The sequence below is a fragment of the Gardnerella piotii genome, assembly GCF_049815665.1.
Classification (GTDB): Bacteria; Actinomycetota; Actinomycetes; order Actinomycetales; family Bifidobacteriaceae; genus Bifidobacterium; species Bifidobacterium piotii.
Map to the genome: position 1 here is coordinate 1,140,735 of NZ_CP187450.1, position 16,287 is coordinate 1,157,021.

Annotated in this window: 16 protein-coding genes and 1 tRNA gene; 6 read left to right on the top strand and 11 right to left on the bottom strand. The window is 40.9% G+C overall.

Annotated elements, in window-relative coordinates; all coding sequences use genetic code 11:
• Positions 1–65: 65 nt before the first annotated feature.
• Positions 66–851, top strand: a complete 786-nt coding sequence (locus tag ACPEIW_RS04690) for a DUF4191 domain-containing protein (RefSeq protein WP_425663339.1) — start codon at positions 66–68, stop codon at positions 849–851.
• Positions 852–979: 128 nt separating this feature from the next.
• Here ACPEIW_RS04690 and ACPEIW_RS04695 read toward each other — a convergent pair whose 3' ends face one another.
• The 3 genes from ACPEIW_RS04695 to ACPEIW_RS04705 are packed head-to-tail and all read right to left on the bottom strand — an operon-like array spanning position 980 to position 3,086.
• Complete coding sequence (locus tag ACPEIW_RS04695; protein ID WP_415694726.1) at positions 980–1,525, bottom strand: low molecular weight protein-tyrosine-phosphatase; 546 nt, start codon at positions 1,523–1,525, stop codon at positions 980–982.
• 18 nt (positions 1,526–1,543) lie between these two features.
• Complete coding sequence (locus tag ACPEIW_RS04700; protein ID WP_425663342.1) at positions 1,544–2,167, bottom strand: dihydrofolate reductase; 624 nt, start codon at positions 2,165–2,167, stop codon at positions 1,544–1,546.
• Between the two features lie 46 nt (positions 2,168–2,213).
• Positions 2,214–3,086 (bottom strand): thymidylate synthase, encoded by an 873-nt coding sequence (locus tag ACPEIW_RS04705; protein ID WP_016635973.1) that lies wholly within the window; start codon positions 3,084–3,086, stop codon positions 2,214–2,216.
• A gap of 110 nt (positions 3,087–3,196) precedes the next feature.
• Between ACPEIW_RS04705 and ACPEIW_RS04710 the strand changes: the two genes are divergently transcribed.
• The gene (locus tag ACPEIW_RS04710) at positions 3,197–3,616 is read left to right on the top strand and encodes an OsmC family protein (RefSeq protein ID WP_425663344.1); all 420 of its coding nucleotides are present in this window, start codon (positions 3,197–3,199) and stop codon (positions 3,614–3,616) included.
• Positions 3,617–3,781: 165 nt separating this feature from the next.
• Positions 3,782–5,020 (top strand): glycosyltransferase, encoded by a 1,239-nt coding sequence (locus ACPEIW_RS04715; RefSeq protein WP_425663346.1) that lies wholly within the window; start codon positions 3,782–3,784, stop codon positions 5,018–5,020.
• A 107-nt stretch (positions 5,021–5,127) separates the two neighbouring features.
• On the opposite strand, the gene ACPEIW_RS04720 is transcribed toward ACPEIW_RS04715, so the two are convergent.
• The 4 genes from ACPEIW_RS04720 to ACPEIW_RS04735 form a co-directional block, all read right to left on the bottom strand.
• Positions 5,128–6,171 carry a universal stress protein gene (locus ACPEIW_RS04720; RefSeq protein ID WP_004132552.1) on the bottom strand — a complete coding sequence of 348 codons (1,044 nt, stop codon included), beginning with the start codon at positions 6,169–6,171 and terminating at the stop codon, positions 5,128–5,130.
• 211 nt (positions 6,172–6,382) lie between these two features.
• On the bottom strand, positions 6,383–7,150 hold the full coding sequence (locus ACPEIW_RS04725; RefSeq protein ID WP_016787424.1) for a C40 family peptidase: 768 nt from the start codon (positions 7,148–7,150) through the stop codon (positions 6,383–6,385).
• 100 nt (positions 7,151–7,250) lie between these two features.
• On the bottom strand, positions 7,251–8,255 hold the full coding sequence (locus ACPEIW_RS04730; protein ID WP_425663349.1) for a CHAP domain-containing protein: 1,005 nt from the start codon (positions 8,253–8,255) through the stop codon (positions 7,251–7,253).
• A 153-nt stretch (positions 8,256–8,408) separates the two neighbouring features.
• Positions 8,409–8,534, bottom strand: a complete 126-nt coding sequence (locus ACPEIW_RS04735; RefSeq protein WP_425664453.1) for a hypothetical protein — start codon at positions 8,532–8,534, stop codon at positions 8,409–8,411.
• Between ACPEIW_RS04735 and ACPEIW_RS04740 the strand changes: the two genes are divergently transcribed.
• Entirely contained in the window at positions 8,473–8,667 is a 195-nt protein-coding gene (locus tag ACPEIW_RS04740) for a DUF2530 domain-containing protein (protein WP_425664422.1), read from the top strand. The two genes, ACPEIW_RS04735 and ACPEIW_RS04740, sit on opposite strands and share 62 nt — an antisense overlap.
• Before the next feature lie 35 nt (positions 8,668–8,702).
• On the opposite strand, the gene ACPEIW_RS04745 is transcribed toward ACPEIW_RS04740, so the two are convergent.
• Positions 8,703–10,133: a sensor histidine kinase gene (locus ACPEIW_RS04745; RefSeq protein WP_425663351.1), complete on the bottom strand. Its 1,431-nt coding sequence runs from the start codon at positions 10,131–10,133 to the stop codon at positions 8,703–8,705.
• A 166-nt stretch (positions 10,134–10,299) separates the two neighbouring features.
• On the opposite strand from ACPEIW_RS04745, the gene phoU reads away from it, so the two are divergent.
• Positions 10,300–10,980, top strand: coding sequence for a phosphate signaling complex protein PhoU (gene phoU, locus ACPEIW_RS04750; RefSeq protein ID WP_162862691.1), 681 nt, complete (start codon positions 10,300–10,302; stop codon positions 10,978–10,980).
• A gap of 144 nt (positions 10,981–11,124) precedes the next feature.
• Here the strand turns inward: phoU and ACPEIW_RS04755 are convergent, their stop codons facing one another.
• A complete protein-coding gene (locus ACPEIW_RS04755) occupies positions 11,125–11,865 on the bottom strand; it encodes a phosphoglyceromutase (protein WP_004130287.1) in 741 nt (246 codons plus the stop codon).
• Positions 11,866–12,020: 155 nt separating this feature from the next.
• Positions 12,021–13,697 carry a lysine--tRNA ligase gene (lysS, locus tag ACPEIW_RS04760; RefSeq protein ID WP_016841747.1) on the bottom strand — a complete coding sequence of 559 codons (1,677 nt, stop codon included), beginning with the start codon at positions 13,695–13,697 and terminating at the stop codon, positions 12,021–12,023.
• Between the two features lie 140 nt (positions 13,698–13,837).
• Here lysS and ACPEIW_RS04765 point away from each other — a divergent pair.
• Positions 13,838–13,911: transfer RNA gene (locus ACPEIW_RS04765), tRNA-Pro, on the top strand.
• 48 nt (positions 13,912–13,959) lie between these two features.
• On the opposite strand, the gene ACPEIW_RS04770 is transcribed toward ACPEIW_RS04765, so the two are convergent.
• The gene (locus tag ACPEIW_RS04770; protein WP_425663354.1) at positions 13,960–16,284 is read right to left on the bottom strand and encodes a BspA family leucine-rich repeat surface protein; all 2,325 of its coding nucleotides are present in this window, start codon (positions 16,282–16,284) and stop codon (positions 13,960–13,962) included.
• Positions 16,285–16,287 lie beyond the last annotated feature (3 nt).

Sequence of the window (16,287 nt, forward strand, 5' to 3'; positions counted from 1 at the left end):
TAGAAAACCTTGCAATAAGCACAAAACAAAATTAACGCGAATATCGTATAGGGGATAAACGCAAAATGGCAAACGAAAAGTCAAAGAACACTAAGAAATCAGGCATGATTTCACAAATTGTGCGCATTTACAAGTACACGTATACAGAAGATAAGCAGCTTCCGCTTTGGCTTGGCTTGGCTTTTGTAGCCCCTGTAGTGTTATGCGTTATAGCTGGCGCTATTTTACGCTGGTCCATTTTCACGTGGATTATGATGATTGTAACAGCGCTTATGCTTGGTCTTTTGCTTTTTACTGTTGTTTTAACAAAGCGCGCAGATAAAGTTGGATATGCAAAACTAGAAGGCAAGCCTGGAGCTGCAGCTGGAATTTTAAGCGCAATCAATAAAGGCGGTTTCACTTTCCCACAACAGCCAGTATGGGTTGATCCTCGCACAAAAGATGCAATTTGGCGTGGAACTGGTTTTAACGGAATATTTCTTGTTGGAGAAGGCAACTACGAACGCTTGACTCATGCTATGGAACGCCAAGAGCATGCTATTAAAAGTGTTACAGCTGGATCCAATATTCCTGTTTACCGCATTTGCGTTGGAAATGGCCAAAATCAAATTAAGCTTAAGGATTTAAGGAGTAAAGTTCTAAAGTCTAAAACTTTGATTCCTACAAATCACAAGTTTGCTCCTCTTGCTGCAATTCATCCAAATCGCAGATTCTTCCTTACTAAAACAGAGCTTGCGATTCTAAACGACCGTTTACGCACTTTGCAAGGAAAGCTAGGGTTTGGAATTCCAAAGGGAATTGACCCAACTCATACTCCACGCGTAAGTCGCAGAGCTTTAAGAGGAAAATAAACCTAGGCTTTTAGATTAAAAAAAAAATAAACCAGACGTTCCAAGCGGTTCGTCTGGTTTTAATATATTTATACGCGATTTTACTTGCGATTTGACTTGCGATTTGACTTGCGATTTATATGCAAATACTATTCTCGAGTTATCTGCGACTCCACCCAATCAACAATGTAGGGAGCGCACTCCTCCACTTGATCCATTGCAATCTCAAACTCTTTAGGACCACCATACCAAGGGTCTGCCAAATCTAAAACAGCTTCACGACCAGCTTGTGGCTTTTCTAAAGACGGATCAAAAGACCTATACATGTGAACAAGACTACGCTTTTGCGGCGGAATAATCCTAAGCAAAGATTGCATATGCGAAGCAGTCATTGGAAGAAAAAGATTCGTCTCTTCTATTTCGTCTCGCTCAATCCTATGCGCAAAATGGCTTAATGGCAAAGAATATCCCCTACTTTTAAGCTCTTTTTGCGCACGCCTATCAATCGGATTTCCGTATTCTTCGTCGCTTACACCACACGATTTTACAGCAACAACATCGCTTAATCCTCTAAGCTTAAACTCGTTACGCAAAACAATTTCTGCCATTGGAGATCTGCAAATATTCCCCGTGCAAACTGTCATAACAACATACGGATGCTTAGCATCTACGTGAATTTTGCTTAAAGATTCCATACATATCCTTAATCTAGCTTATTTTTTAGATTTAACTGGCTCATAAACCATAAACTTATATTTTGTATTGAATTGTTTTTCGCCAACTTTTATAGGCGATTCCTGCCAATCGCCATCGCGCGCAACTTTCCACAATCCATCATCTACAAGTTTTTGAATGTTTGGAGCAAACGTGTCTGCTTCTACTCTAGCGTCAATTTGAGTTACATAAGATGCGTCAACAATTTGTGACTCAATCACTTCTCTAAAGATTGCGCCGCCACCAATAATCCAAATTGCTCTGCCATCTTTTGGCAAATCAAAAGAATCTATATGCTCAATAGGATTATCTTCAATCCACTTTTTTGCGTAGCATATTGCGTCTTCGATCTTTGTAAAACTTTTTGCTCCATTTGGATTAAAGTCTGGATTCCTAGAAACAACAATATTTTCGCGACCAGGAAGAGGCCTAAATTTTTCTGGCATAGAATCCCAAGTTCCTCTACCCATTATTACTGGACAAGAGATTGTCATTGCCTTAAAATAGCGCAAATCTGGGGAAAGTCGCCAAGGCATACCGCCATTAACGCCCATAGCGCCTGTACGGCCTTCAAAATCGTATGCTTGCCCCCAAATTAAACGAACGGGAATATTGTTAGTCATAAAACTCCTAAGTAAGCCTACTAATCAATCACTAAATAAAGTAAAATCACACAGCTACAGGAGCTTTAATCGTAGGATGGTGCTTATAATCAACAACCTTAAAATCGCTATAGTCGTAGCTAAAAATAGAATCAGCTTTGCGAATCTCAAGCTGAGGATACGGATACGGCTCGCGCGAAAGCTGCTCAAGCACTTGCTCTACGTGATTATCGTAAATATGACAATCGCCGCCAGTCCACACGAACTCTCCCGGTTCTAATCCTGCTTGTTGAGCCATCATCATTGTTAAAAGCGAGTAAGAAGCAATGTTGAATGGCACGCCAAGGAACATATCGCAAGAACGCTGGTAAAGCTGGCAAGAAAGCTTGCCATCGGCAACATAGAACTGGAAAAGCGAGTGACAAGGCGGCAAAGCCATATTCTCTACTTCTGCAGGATTCCATGCGCTAACAATCATTCGACGAGAATCTGGATGATTCTTAATAAGATCCATAACGTTTGCAATCTGGTCGATTGTGCGATTTGGATTTTGCTCGGTTGGAGCTGGCCAACTACGCCACTGAACGCCGTAAACAGGGCCTAAATCGCCATTTTCATCTGCCCACTCATCCCAAATATGCACACCGTTTTCTTGCAACCAGCGCACATTGCTAGAGCCTTTAAGGAACCAAAGAAGCTCGTACGCAAGCCCCTTAAAGAACACAGTTTTTGTTGTTATAAGCGGGAAACTCTTGCTTAAGTCAAAGCGAATTTGCTGACCAAAAAGAGATATTGTTCCCGTACCAGTGCGATCTGATTTTAATGTGCCTTCCATAAAGATTTTTCTAACCAAATCCTCGTAAGGAGTAGGAATATTAGACACTGGTTTTTGCGGCACGCGCGCGCGCAAATTTGCAAGTTCTTGTTGAGTTAAAGCCATACGTTTATTCTATCATTAGCTAAATTCAACACTACCAATGCATGTGCAAATATACTGTGCATCTCTATATAATTGTTTTAGCTAAATACAACAAACGCAAAGGAGCAAAAATGGCTAGAAGAATATGGGTTGAGCGTTTAGAAGACAGCTCTTGGATTGCAAAAAGCGAAGACGGAGCAACACTAAAATTTGGCAAAGGCGAAGGGCAATTTTCTCCCGTAGAACTAATGCAAATAGCTCTAGCTGGTTGCACAGCTTTAAGCAGCCAATACGCTGTTGAGCATGCGATTGGAGAAGGAAAAGGCGCGCGCGTGGTTGTAAATGGCACTTACGACCCAGAAGAAGGAACTTACTTAAGATTCCAAGAAGACTTAACAGTAGACGCTACGAGCGCAAAGCCTGCACTAACTAACGAAGATGCACAAGCACTAAAAGAGCGTATGGAAAAGCATATTAGCAAGGGTTGCACAGTTAAGCACACTCTTGAGCGCGGAGCACTTGTACAAGTTAGCGTAAATATTCGGCATTAATGGGAAGATTTGCACCAGCACTTTTAGCACGCGGAAAAATGGCCACTAGCCGATGATTCAAAAAACGCCACTAAAGTGGCAAAAAATAACGATTTGTGGCACAATGCTAAACACAATGCTACACTTTTAACGTTGTTAGAGCTATTTATGTAATCGGAGGAAACTTTGAAAATCGCGATTTTTACAGAAACGTATCCACCATACATAAACGGCGTAGCAACACAATCCTACATGCTTAAAAAAATGTACGAAGAACTTGGTCATGAGGTTCTTGTTGTTACAGTTGGCTCCGAAAAACAACGTAAAACCAAGCTTGTAGACGGCGTTGTGTACGTTCCAGGCATTCTTTTGAAAAAGCTTTACAAGTATAGGGTTGCAATTCCAATTGGAAACATGCGCAAAAAGTTCCCGATTAACTTTAAGCCAGATGTTATTCACATTCAAAACGAATTTGGCATTGGAGAAATAGGCCTAGAAGTGGCCAAAAAAGAGCATATTCCAGTTGTGTACACGCTACACACCGAATACGATAAATTCCTGTTTTACATTGGTCTAAAGCATTTTACTGAGTTTTCTAGGAATATATCGGCAAAATATTTTACGCGATTTTCTAAAAACGCAACAATTATTACGAGCATGTCTGCTAAGGCTCAAGCTTATATTGACAGACAAAAAGTTGATAAAAAGGTTGTTGTTCTTAGCAATGCTGTTGAATACAAAAAGTTTTTGCCAACACCAGAACGAATTGCTTTTAGAGAAGAATTCCGTAAAAAATACGGTATTGCTGATTCCACAAAGCTGTTTGTCTTTGTTGGAAGAATTGGCGCCGAAAAGAACATTAGCGAGTTGATTGACAACTTTATGTATTGCGATTTTCCGCGCGATTTAGCTCGACTTGTTGTTATTGGCGGAGGCCCTGATTTAGAAGACTTGCGCAATAAGGTAGCAAGCAAAGGATTTGAAGATAGAATCTACCTTCTAGGCCCTATTGAGCATACGCAAATTCCTAAATATTTGCACGCAATGGACTACTACACTACCGCTTCCTTATCGGAGATGCACTCGCTTTCTATGCTGGAGGCAATGGCCTCTGGCTTGTTTGCGCTTGTTAAGCATGATGCTCCTAATGAAAATCAAATTATTAGTGGCAAAAATGGTTACCAATGGGATTCTAAAGAAGACTTTAAGCAAGTGTTTAGCCGCGTTCTTAATATGAGCAAAGAAGAGCAAGAGCAGTTAAAAACAAATGTTCTTGAATATTCAAAGAATAATGACTTTAAAAAGCAAGCTCAAGAGTTAATTAAGATTTATGAGCGCGCAATCAGCATTAACAATCAAGAACTTGCTAAAAAACGCGCTGCTCGAGAGGCAAGACGCGCGCGGTTCTTGCTTAAAAACAAGTAGAAACACATTAATATCTGCAAGTTTGAAAAATCGCGTATAAAACACAATTAGTGCCTTATACGCGATTTATGTTTTAGCGCTTAGCGTTACTACTTAGCGTTACTACTTTAGTGAAGCGGATCAATTGTTTGCTCAATTTGCTTAGCTTCTTCAACACCAGCCTTTGGAACATCAACTTTATGAACACCACTTATAGAATCAATAGCACTAGTATCGTTACTTACCTTAGCCTGCTGAGCTACTTGCGCAGCGCTCAGCTCCACGTACTTGCGAGGGACAACATACACTGGTCTAGACGAATGCTGAAGCAAACCTTGACTAATAGAACCAAGAAGCAGACCAGTAAATCCACCCCTGCCCCTAGAGCCAACAACAACCAAATCGTTGTTTAAGCTAGCTTGAGTCAAAGCATTTACAGCAGAGCCAGGAACTACAGAACGATGAATCTTTAGGTTTGGCAAGCGTTGCAAAATTGGCTTTACACGCTCGTCAAGATCTTCCATATAAGATCCCATAACCGCAGTGTCTCCCTCGGCTCCTTGAACGCTAGGAACAGCAGAAATCACATCTAATTGAGCATTCCAACTATCTGCCAAATCTGCAGCAATCTCAAGCGCCTTTAATCCCCACTTAGACTCGTCGGATCCAACAGCAATCTTAGAAATCTTATTGTTCAAGTGGATTCGTTGACCATCGTCATCTGTATATGGAACAACAACAATTGGGCAATAAGCGTATGCTGGAAGCGAAGAACTTGTTGTGCCAAGTAAGCGCTCTGCTAATCCGCCTTTACCACGGTTTCCAATAACAATAAGTTGATAGTTTCTAGAAAGCTCCACAAACACAGAAGATGGGTCGCCAGTAACAATCAAAGTTGTTGCATCCACACCCTGCTCTAAAGCTACAGCTTTAGCTTTAGAAAGAATCTCTTGAGCGTCTTGATGAGCAACATTATCGTCTCCGATGGCAGTATAAGTTGCGTCAAAAGACACAGCAGCATAACTTGGCAAAGAGTATGCACAAACAATTTGAAGTTGCAATCCAGCATGCTTAGCGTAGTTTGATGCCCACCAAACAGCCTTATAGCTTGCATGAGAACCATCAACGCCTACAAGAACAGCTTTTTCTTGTGTAATAACATTCTGTGTCATCTAGATCCTCCTAGTATTGCGAGAATTTTGCAATCTTTGCTTAAGTACTACAATAGCCGTTTAATTGTTTTGAGTCTATTGCGACACAGAAGATTTGTAACTTATGACTTACAACTTTTAAATTAGCGCTAAAAACTTGCGACTTACGCCAAAAAAACTTGCGCTAAACAACTTACGCTAAACAACTTGCGACTTACGCCAAAAACTTATGCTAAAAAACTCGGCGAATGGAATAAGCAGATGTAAAAACATAAGGAATAGGGCTATATTTTGTTCCGCCGTATTGCGAATTAATAACCATTCCATTGCCTACGTAAATCGCAGCATGAGTACCATTTGCAATAATATCTCCTGGAGCTGCTTGAGCAAGACTTGGAACAGCTGTACCAACTGTTGCTTGCGCGCCAGAAGTTCTAGGCAAAGAAACACCCATATTTGCAAAAACGTATTGTACAAAGCCAGAGCAATCCCAACCAGCAGGAGTTGTTCCACCAGAACGATACGGCACTTTGTTTAAGAATTGAGCAGCAAAATTAAGCATTGCCGACGTAGAAGAACCATCTGGAGGAGCAACAAAATAGCTTTGTGATGTTCCTCTAACGCCAGAACGGCTTGCAGCGGAATCGTAATCGCCATCATTATTGCGAGCGGCATTACGCGCATTTTCCTCTGCCGCTTGAGCAGCAGCCTGAGCCGCCAACTCTGCAGCACTTTTAGTTTGAGGAACATTTAAAGACTCAATCCCGCCCCAATGCGAATTAGAATCAACGCTTGTAGAAGTAGATTCTGTTAATAAATCACGCTTAACAGATGTGACTTTCGGGAAGGAACGCGTAGAAGTAACTGCAGACTCTTCTGCATAAGCACAAGCAAAAGGAACCATAGTAGCAAGAAGAGTTGTGCATACAGCTCCCGCAACTATAGAAGAAAAAATCTTATTTTGTTTAATATTTTGATTAATCTTTTGCTCAACCATCATTAGCGATGTTAACACATTAACAATACAAAGCACCTAAAAACGCGTAGCAAACCAACAAAAGTTGATAAATCTAATATTATGCGAGTAATGCTTAAAATATTTAGTAGTGAATAAACTCAAAAGCGGAAGCATCTTTAGCGCTAACAACTCTTGAATAGGTTCTACCATGATATTCGGCGCTAGATTCAGATGTTTCTATAGAACCATCTTGATTAATCTTTTCCACAATAGCAACGTGGCCATAAGCGCGGTTAACTCCAGCCTGACCGCGGCCAAACACCATTATGTCTCCAGCATGACGAGGAGTATTATCTACCCAATAGCCAAGCTTGCGAGCAGTCCGGCCCCACATCCATCCGTCTCCCATATTGGAGCCAACTGGAAGTCCAAGCTGATGCCTGCGAACATAAACCCACCAAGTGCATTGGCTAAATTCGTAAGCATTTCCCGAATCGCCAGAATCGTGATTTGGATTAAAACCAGATGGAACAATCTTTGCGTCTGAATCCAAGAAAACAGCAACATTCGGATTATTTGCTGCAGACTTAGACATTTCCGACACCTTAAAATCGGAATTAGAACCCAAATCCCACTTAGACTTATGAGAAGACTTAGTAGAAAATGCGCTTAAATCAGATTCAAGGCCAGCAACTGCGCTGCTAAAGTTCAAATATTTATTAGCGCGATTAATGCTTTCTCGCATACTAGAGCGAGACGCTGCTTGAGCAGAAGAATCGTCTACAAAACTCAACTTAGAAGAATAAGGTTTAGAAGCCAAAGAATCCATGTTATTAGGCTTGTTCAACGTCATAGAAGTTAAAGCAGCTCCGACTAACGCAAACAAAGAAGCGGAAATAATCATACGATTTTTACGTTCTTTAGCAACGCGTGCTAAACGAAGCTGGCGACGAGACAAAGAAACAGTAAATTCTTGATTTACGTTCTCTAAATCTACGTTTTCTAGACTCACAACAGCACCATTATTTGCTAAAACGGCTGTAGCACGATTATTAGAAGATGCATGCGAACCGCGCACAGAAGTAAAAAGCATAAAAGGCGAATTAAACCGCCCCTTTGCTTTAGCGCCATGCTCAGCATGCTTCATAAAATCGCTCCTAAAATCTTCTAAATGTATTCACAAATTCACACTTACAAATCTAAAGAATACAATGTGGTACGGATACGCAACACAATACGCAACACAATACGCAATGTAATTCTTAAAATTGATATTGAACACGCAAAGATGTATGGTTAATCATATGAAGCTAGCACCAATTATTAATCCAGATGCACGCAAAGAAGCACCAAAGCCATTGCGTGTGGACTTGTGCAAAGCATTTATGACTGGAACGATTATTTGGCTCATAGCATCATTAATCACAGTTATTCTTGCGATTTTACACTTTCTATTGTGGTTCTTTGCTGTAATTTGCCTTAGTGGATTTGTAATTGGAATCTTGCTTTTAACCTGGGAACACTTTGATCGCTGGGATTATAGAAGACTAGGAAAATAAAACGCTTAATACGATTAAGCGAACTATTTTGCACACTACTTTGCAAGCGGAATAGCAAAATTAACAGTAGTTCCCTGCCCAGGCCTGCTCCACAATGTTATGCTACCGTGATGCGTAAGAGCCACGTGCTTAGCAATAGCAAGACCCAATCCAACGCCGTCTTTACTAAAATCATTTTGATTACTCGACCTATAAAAACGTTCAAAAATACGCGGCTGATCTTTTAGCGGAATACCAATTCCAGAATCAACAACGCGAATCACAGCAAATCTATTATCTTCTGACTTTAAAGCGCAAAGAGCAACAACACTATTTTTGTTAGAATAGATAATAGCATTTTCAACAAGTTTTCTAATCGCACTGCTTATTTGACTAGAATCCGCTAAAACATTAAGTGAAGAATCTGCTTTAATAATTACGCGAACATTTTTACTAGACGAAAGAGCAGAAACAAGATTTTTAACATCTTCCAACACTTTCAAAACGTTTACAACACTAGCTTTTGAAGTATCAATAGGACTTTGCGCTCGCATAAGAAGAAGCAAATCTTCTAACATATGTTCCAAGTGTTTAGACGATTTTTGAGCAGACGCAGCAATATCTTTAATACGACTTGCATTAACATCTTTAGTTTGCAAAACATTAGTAAGGCTGGAAATCATGCGTGTTGAGCTAATAAGTTGATTGGAAACATTGCTTATAAAATCATTACGCGTTTGCTCAAAAAGATGCTCCGCACTGGAATCGTTTATAATAACAACAACTTTGCCTTCTCCAACACTTCCAACTGTAATATTAAGCCAGTTAGGTCTAGAAATTGTAGAAGGATTAGGCGCTGAATCGCTAGATTGTGTTGATGAAGAATCGAAAGCAGCCGAGGATTGCAAATACGAAGCATTATCTACATTATCTACATTATCTACATAACAATCACTATCTTCACTAATAGTTACATATTGTTTTGTAGTAAAAGTCACTAAATCAAAGCTTTCATAGCCTCCAGAGAAACGCACGTTATTTACAGCTTGCAAAACGCGCGGCTGAACAATCGAATCGTCTAAAACAACTCCAAGAGTGTAACTTTGTGAACTTGCGCGCAAAACGTCGTTATTTTTATCAACAACAATCGTAGCTCCTGGAAGCATAGCTAAAACAGCGCAAGCGTCGGAGCTAATGTCTTCGGAACTATCGTCTATATCAAAGTCGGAATCGGAATCAAAGTCGGAATCGCCTAAAACTTTTTGCATTTTCTTATGAAAAATGATGCGAAAGATGCGCTTAAAACCACGTCTAAAAGTCATAAAAATACGACTAAAAGTAGAATCAAAAAATGGAACAAAAACATTACGAAATGTTGATAGAACAAAGTCAAAAGCAAACATAACAACAACAATTGCAACACAAAGTGCAATCAAAGCAAAAACAACAAACACCATTAAAGGCGAATATGGCGAATCTTGAAGCATACTCTTAAAGAATACTCTAACGCGCTCACATTTAAGCGACTAATACAGTGACTAATATATTTAACGCACGTGCGCACAGTAGTCTATACTTGATTAGGGCAATCCAAACAAACGCGAATATGCTCCAATGCAATTTAGCGCGATTGAACGCAAGAAAGGACACACCATGCGAGTGATTTTCAACGAAGAGATGAAGGCAGTTGCATTAAACATTGAACGCATGGCAGAGTTTGTTGCAAGAGCCATGAACGATGCTGGAAGCGCTCTAGTAAACGCAGACTTAGAAGCTGCGCAAACGGTTATAGATAACGACGCAAAGCTAGACGCACTAGAAGCAAACGTTGTAGATCAATGCTTAATATTGCTTGCACGTCAAAATCCAGTTGCAACAGATTTGCGAGAAGTAGTTGCAACTATGAGGCTTGCTGCAACTTTTGAGCGCATGGGCGATTTAACAAGTCACGTTGCGCAAATCGCAAGACGCACATGGCCTGATTGCGCAATACCAAGTCAAGCAAAAGAAACTGTTGAAAAAATGGTTGACTTTTTGCATGTTCTTGCAGGTCAATTAACAGACATGCTTTCAAATAGAGACGTTAATGTAGCAGATGCAATTATTCACGGCGACGACGTAATGGATAAGCTGCACGAAGATATTTTTGCTCTTGTAGAAGGCGAAGATTGGAACGGCACTAGAAAACAGTTGATTGACTTGGTGCTTCTAAGCAGATTCATGGAACGAATCGGCGACCACAGCGTTGCTGCAGCAAGGCAAGTTGTATTTATTGTTTCGGGATTTGACCCAACTAAGAAGCCAGAACCCGATAAAGACACAGTTGTTGCATAAAACACAAGTGGCGTAGAACACGATTTTTGAATAGAAACCTAAAACGTAGCTTGTAAAACAAAAGTAGGCTTGCAATTAATTTTGCAAACCTACTTTTTATTTAAGTTAATTTAAGATAATTAAGCTAACTTAAGCTAATCAAACTCACTTTTGACCTTGAGCAGCCACGGCAGCAGCACCAGCAGCAGCAGCTTCTGGATCCAAATACTCGCCGCGAGGCTTGATTGGCTTAAAGTTCTCGTCCAACTCGTAAAGAAGAGGAATAGCCGTTGGAATATTAACCTTGGAAATCTCTTCTTCGCTCAAGTTGTCGAGCATCTTAACGATTGCGCGCAAGCTGTTGCCGTGAGCTGCAATCATTACAGTCTTGCCAGACTTAAGCTCTGGAACAATATCGGACTCCCAGTAAGGAGTTACGCGAGTCACAACGTTTGCCAAAGCTTCAGTTTCTGGAACTGGGTCGCCTGCGTAACGAGGATCATTCGTTTGAGAATACTCGTCGTTTGGATCGATCTGTGGAGGTGGAGTTGCGTAAGAACGACGCCAAATCATAAACTTCTCATCGCCATATTCCTGACGAATCTCAGACTTGTTCTTGCCTTGCAAAGCGCCATAGTGACGCTCGTTCAAACGCCAGCTGCGACGAACTGGAATCCACAAGCGGTCTGCTGCGTCAAGCGCGTAATTCGCGGTGTTGATAGCACGACGAAGCAAAGAAGTGAACACGATGTCTGGAAGAACGTTCTTCTCTTTAAGAAGCTCGCCACCATGCTTAGCTTCCTCAACACCCTGCTCAGTGAGCGGTACATCAACCCAACCAGTGAACTGATTGGTCTTATTCCATGCGCTCTGACCATGTCGGAGCAATACTAATTTATATGTCATAACTACCTAGTCTATTCGTTTCGTACGACTACTTACAAAAAGTAAACAAACACGAAAAATTTAATCAAAAAAGTCGCCGAACACTTGAATAGCATTCAACGACTTTTAAGATTAATTCAACTGATTATAACTAATACAACTAGCGATAATCACAACTATCGAAGTGGCTTTACGAGTGGGAACGTAATCGTCTCGCGAATGGTTGCGCCCGTAAGCGCGATTAGCAAGCGATCAATACCCATTCCCATGCCGCCAGCAGGAGGCATACCAACGCCGAGAGCCTCAATAAAGTCCTCGTCAATATCCATTGCCTCAACGTCTCCAGCCAAAGCATCCTTAGCTTGAGCAACAAAGCGCTCGCGCTGCACAACAGGATCGTTAAGCTCGGAGTAGCCGGTTGCAAGCTCAAAGCCGCGCACATACAAATCCCACTTTTCAACCATTCCTGGCTTTGTGCGGTGACCCTTAACAAGAGGGCTGGTTTCCACTGGGAAGTCACGCACAAATGTTGGCTCATAAAGCTTATCCTCGTAGAAGTGCTCCCACAAGTGCTCAACCAACTTGCCGTGATTCTCCACTTCGTCGCGCTCAACGCCAAGCTTATCTGCGATTGCGCCCAAATGCTCAACGGAAGTTTCTGGCGTAATCTCCTCGCCCAAAGCCTCGCTAAGCGAGCCGTACATGGTAATCTGCTTCCATTCGCCGCCAAAATCGTACTCTTCGCCATTAAGCAAAGTCACCTTAGTGGAGCCGAATGCGTCTAGCGCAGCCTTTTGGATCAGCTCTTTAGTAAGAGCGCCAATCGTATCGTAAGTGCCGTAAGCCTGGTAGGCTTCGAGCATTGTAAACTCTGGAGCGTGAGTTGCGTCCACGCCTTCGTTTCTAAAATCACGGTTGATTTCAAACACGCGGTCAATTCCACCAACCAAGCAGCGCTTAAGGAAAAGTTCTGGAGCAATACGCAAGTAAAGATCAATGTCGAAAGCGTTCATGTGAGTTGTAAACGGACGAGCAGCAGCACCGCCGTGAACCGTTTGCAACATTGGAGTTTCGACTTCCAAGAAGTCGTGGCTGTCGAAAGTTCGGCGAAGAGAAGCCACAGCATGCGAACGCCTACGAACCATATCGCGAATTTTCTCGTCTGCAATCATGCCAATATATGGCTTGCGCGTACGAGTATCGTCGCTTAATTCCTTATGCAAAGCTGGAAGTGGCTGCAAAGCCTTAGCTGCAATTGCCCACTCTGTTGCAAACACGGAAAGCTCGCCAGTCTTAGAAGAAATCACGCGACCGCGAACATACAAATGGTCTCCCAAATCAACCATCTGCTTGAAGCTCTTAATTGATTCTTCGCCAATTTCCTTCTTGGAAACCATTGCCTGAATCGTAGTGCCATCTCCTGCAGCAAGCTTAACAAAGCACAAGCCGCCAGCGTTACGCAAGAAGAGAACGCGGCCAGCAATGCCAACCTCGGTATCGGTTTCTTCGCCAGCTTGAAGCTTGCCATCGAAATCGGCACGCACTTTTTCGATAGTATCCGTAACGTTAAGATGCACTGGGTATGGTTGTACACCTTCCTTAAGCATCATCGCACGCTTTGCAACGCGCATTTGCACCTGCTCTGGGTGAGCAAGAGGACCAAACTCTTTATTGCTTGGATCAATTGCTTCATCCAGGCTTGCGCCTTCGTTTACACGCTTGGCGATTGCCTCGTCTTGAGCAAGCAGCATCTGCGCATGCTCAACGGTGTCGATTTCGTTGGCGTTATCTGTTGCGTCATTTTCTGCTGCGGCGTTTTGCGCGGCAAGCATTGTAGTATTCGTGTCACTCATAGACGCTAATTGTAGCTACTAGGTAATACAGCTAAGGACACAAGATAAGCAAGCGCAACAAAATATTTGTATGCGCCAGCCTGTAACATTGCGGACGTTGTTAAAGTTTTGTACGAAAATATTTTGTACGAGTTTAACATCGGGCTGTAGCGCAGTTTGGTAGCGCGCTTCGTTCGGGACGAAGAGGCCGCGGGTTCAAATCCCACCAGCCCGACTTTTGATTTTTGCACTAGCGCAAGCGTTTTAGTTAACCACTTGCTAACTATCTGGCAGCGAATTTACGAGTTGCAATTGCAAGACCAGCAAAGAATCCAGCAAACAGTGCAGCAATTGAAGAAATAACCCAACATATTGCTGCAGTTCCAGTAGTTATTAAATACCCTCTACGCGCGCCGTCACTAGAAAAATCATCGCTCTTATTAGGCTTATTTTCTTGAGCATTATGGCATATGCACTTACTTTGCCCTGGCGTATTATTTGGTATTGCAGGCTTTCCGCCAAAACCACTAAATCCGCCAAGATCTGGAGTAGGATCAGGCTTCAACTCTTGTTTTGGCTCTGGAAGAGGCGCTGGAGCAGGGTTTGGAGCAGGGTTTATAATCTGCGGAATGCATGGTCTAGGCTTATCTGGCTTCTTAGCGTTCTTAATCGTTGCAGTAAACGTTGCATCAACCCATGCGTATAAACGCGTATTTTTTACAACTTTATCGTCTGGAATAAACTGTTCAAATTTTGATCTAACGAATAAAGAATTACTACTACTCTTATTTGATGGACTATAAACACCTGTTTCAGAATCTTGCGCAATAAAATCATAAGGAGCAACCTTATTAATATCCCAAACAACAGTATCCTTCTTATCAATTCCAAGAACAGCTTTTACTTGATTAAAAGTCATAGGAGCAGACCTAGAAGACTCTGCTTCTTTGAGAAGATTCTTTAATGCCGAAATAGAACTACTCTTAGAATTACGAATTATCTTAGCGGTATAACTTAAGCCTATGCTTTCTGCATACTTTGCTAATTCTTCCTTCTTTATACTTAAATCTTTTGTATCGCTTTGTTCATCTGTATCTGTTTTATCAAAATTATCATTACTATATTCATGATGACAATTCAAGAATTTAGCTTCATAATCACCACTATGCAATTCATAAGACTTAAGTCTATATCTTGTATTTGAACCTACTTTAAACTGCACAAGACCTTGCAATGCGTCAACAGAACAAACAAGATAATCATTATTATACGTAGTATTGAAGGTAACTTTAATATAATCTCGAACTATGCGAAGAACATTTTGTTTTCCATCATTTTGAATAAGATTTTCACCAGGAGTTTTACCTGATTTACCACCAAATATTCTCCAAATACCAGGAACAAGACCAGATATAAAAGCTTTTGAAAGATTGCCTCTGCTATCTAAAACATCATACGTAGCATTACCGGCCGTGTTTGGATCAGTATAATCATATACTTTTGGTTGCTCTTTTTTATTTGCAGGAAGGGATAAATCTCGAAGCCCTACCGAATTAAACATAGCACCTATAGAATGATGCACTGTGTCATCAGTTCCCTGTTCAGGAATACTTTTATTCTGAAACTTCCACTTACTTAAATCTAAAACTTCAACTCCGCTACCCTGGAACATTCCTTCCATATCTTCAGCTTTTAAGGTATCCCAATCTTTTATGCCATTAATCTCTTTTAGTTTTGAAGTAAAGTAAAACATTTCCTCCATAGTTGTCACATTTTTGGTATTCAATTTTTCTAAACCTTCTACACTTGAAATCTTAGATTGACCCCTCCAGCCCATGTTGAACATATCATTTATTTTTGTTAACTTTCCACTTTGGGAAGCAAATAACTTAACACTTTCTAAATTAGAACACATTTGAAACATGCCACTAGCATTACTTATATTAACTTTCTGCCACTTGGATAAATCAATTGATTCTAATTTTTTGCAATAAGCAAACATCAAACTAGCGTCTTCAACATTTTCCATATTCCAGTTTTCAATGCCAGTTAAGCTTAGCAAATTACCGCAACTATAAAACATTTTAGAAATGTTTACAGCTTTTTTATCTTTTTTGACGAACTGTATCTTGTTTAAGCCTTTTACAGACTCAAGACTAGAAAAATCAAAAAACATACTCTCTGCATTATTTATTTTAAAATCATTTCCGTCTATAACAACCTTTTTAACACTTTTGTATCTATCATTATTATTAAGCAAATCTTTAAGATTACTTGCATTAACAGAATCATTAGAATTATTTGCTTGTAAATGCAAAACTGAATTACTTTCTCCGCCTAATCCATATTTAAGATTGCGATCAGAATCTGTAGTCCAGTTTAAAGGCTGCGAATCCGCATCTGATGACCTAGATTGGGAAGCAGAAAAAGAACTGCTAGATAAAGTATGAGTAGAATCCGAAGGAGATTGCTGGTCTAATTTCTGCGTAGATCTCTGACTACCAGACAAGCCAACAGCACTAGTAACGGTCGGAACTAGCATTGCCAGAGCAGCAATAACAGACGCACAAATCGCAATGCTTTTATATAGTCTACGTTGATTCTTCATCTT

What these genes read in the sequence shown, in the direction of transcription:
- lysS (WP_016841747.1), bottom strand. Translation starts at nt 13,697, where the DNA reads ATGAGTGACACGAATACTACAATGCTTGCCGCGCAAAACGCCGCAGCA.
- ACPEIW_RS04705 (WP_016635973.1), bottom strand. Translation starts at nt 3,086, where the DNA reads ATGGCTTTAACTCAACAAGAACTTGCAAATTTGCGCGCGCGCGTGCCG.
- ACPEIW_RS04730 (WP_425663349.1), bottom strand. Translation starts at nt 8,255, where the DNA reads ATGAAGCATGCTGAGCATGGCGCTAAAGCAAAGGGGCGGTTTAATTCG.
- phoU (WP_162862691.1), top strand. Translation starts at nt 10,300, where the DNA reads ATGCGAGTGATTTTCAACGAAGAGATGAAGGCAGTTGCATTAAACATT.
- ACPEIW_RS04710 (WP_425663344.1), top strand. Translation starts at nt 3,197, where the DNA reads ATGGCTAGAAGAATATGGGTTGAGCGTTTAGAAGACAGCTCTTGGATT.
- ACPEIW_RS04745 (WP_425663351.1), bottom strand. Translation starts at nt 10,133, where the DNA reads ATGCTTCAAGATTCGCCATATTCGCCTTTAATGGTGTTTGTTGTTTTT.
- ACPEIW_RS04770 (WP_425663354.1), bottom strand. Translation starts at nt 16,284, where the DNA reads ATGAAGAATCAACGTAGACTATATAAAAGCATTGCGATTTGTGCGTCT.
- ACPEIW_RS04695 (WP_415694726.1), bottom strand. Translation starts at nt 1,525, where the DNA reads ATGGAATCTTTAAGCAAAATTCACGTAGATGCTAAGCATCCGTATGTT.
- ACPEIW_RS04690 (WP_425663339.1), top strand. Translation starts at nt 66, where the DNA reads ATGGCAAACGAAAAGTCAAAGAACACTAAGAAATCAGGCATGATTTCA.
- ACPEIW_RS04700 (WP_425663342.1), bottom strand. Translation starts at nt 2,167, where the DNA reads ATGACTAACAATATTCCCGTTCGTTTAATTTGGGGGCAAGCATACGAT.
- ACPEIW_RS04725 (WP_016787424.1), bottom strand. Translation starts at nt 7,150, where the DNA reads ATGATGGTTGAGCAAAAGATTAATCAAAATATTAAACAAAATAAGATT.
- ACPEIW_RS04720 (WP_004132552.1), bottom strand. Translation starts at nt 6,171, where the DNA reads ATGACACAGAATGTTATTACACAAGAAAAAGCTGTTCTTGTAGGCGTT.
- ACPEIW_RS04755 (WP_004130287.1), bottom strand. Translation starts at nt 11,865, where the DNA reads ATGACATATAAATTAGTATTGCTCCGACATGGTCAGAGCGCATGGAAT.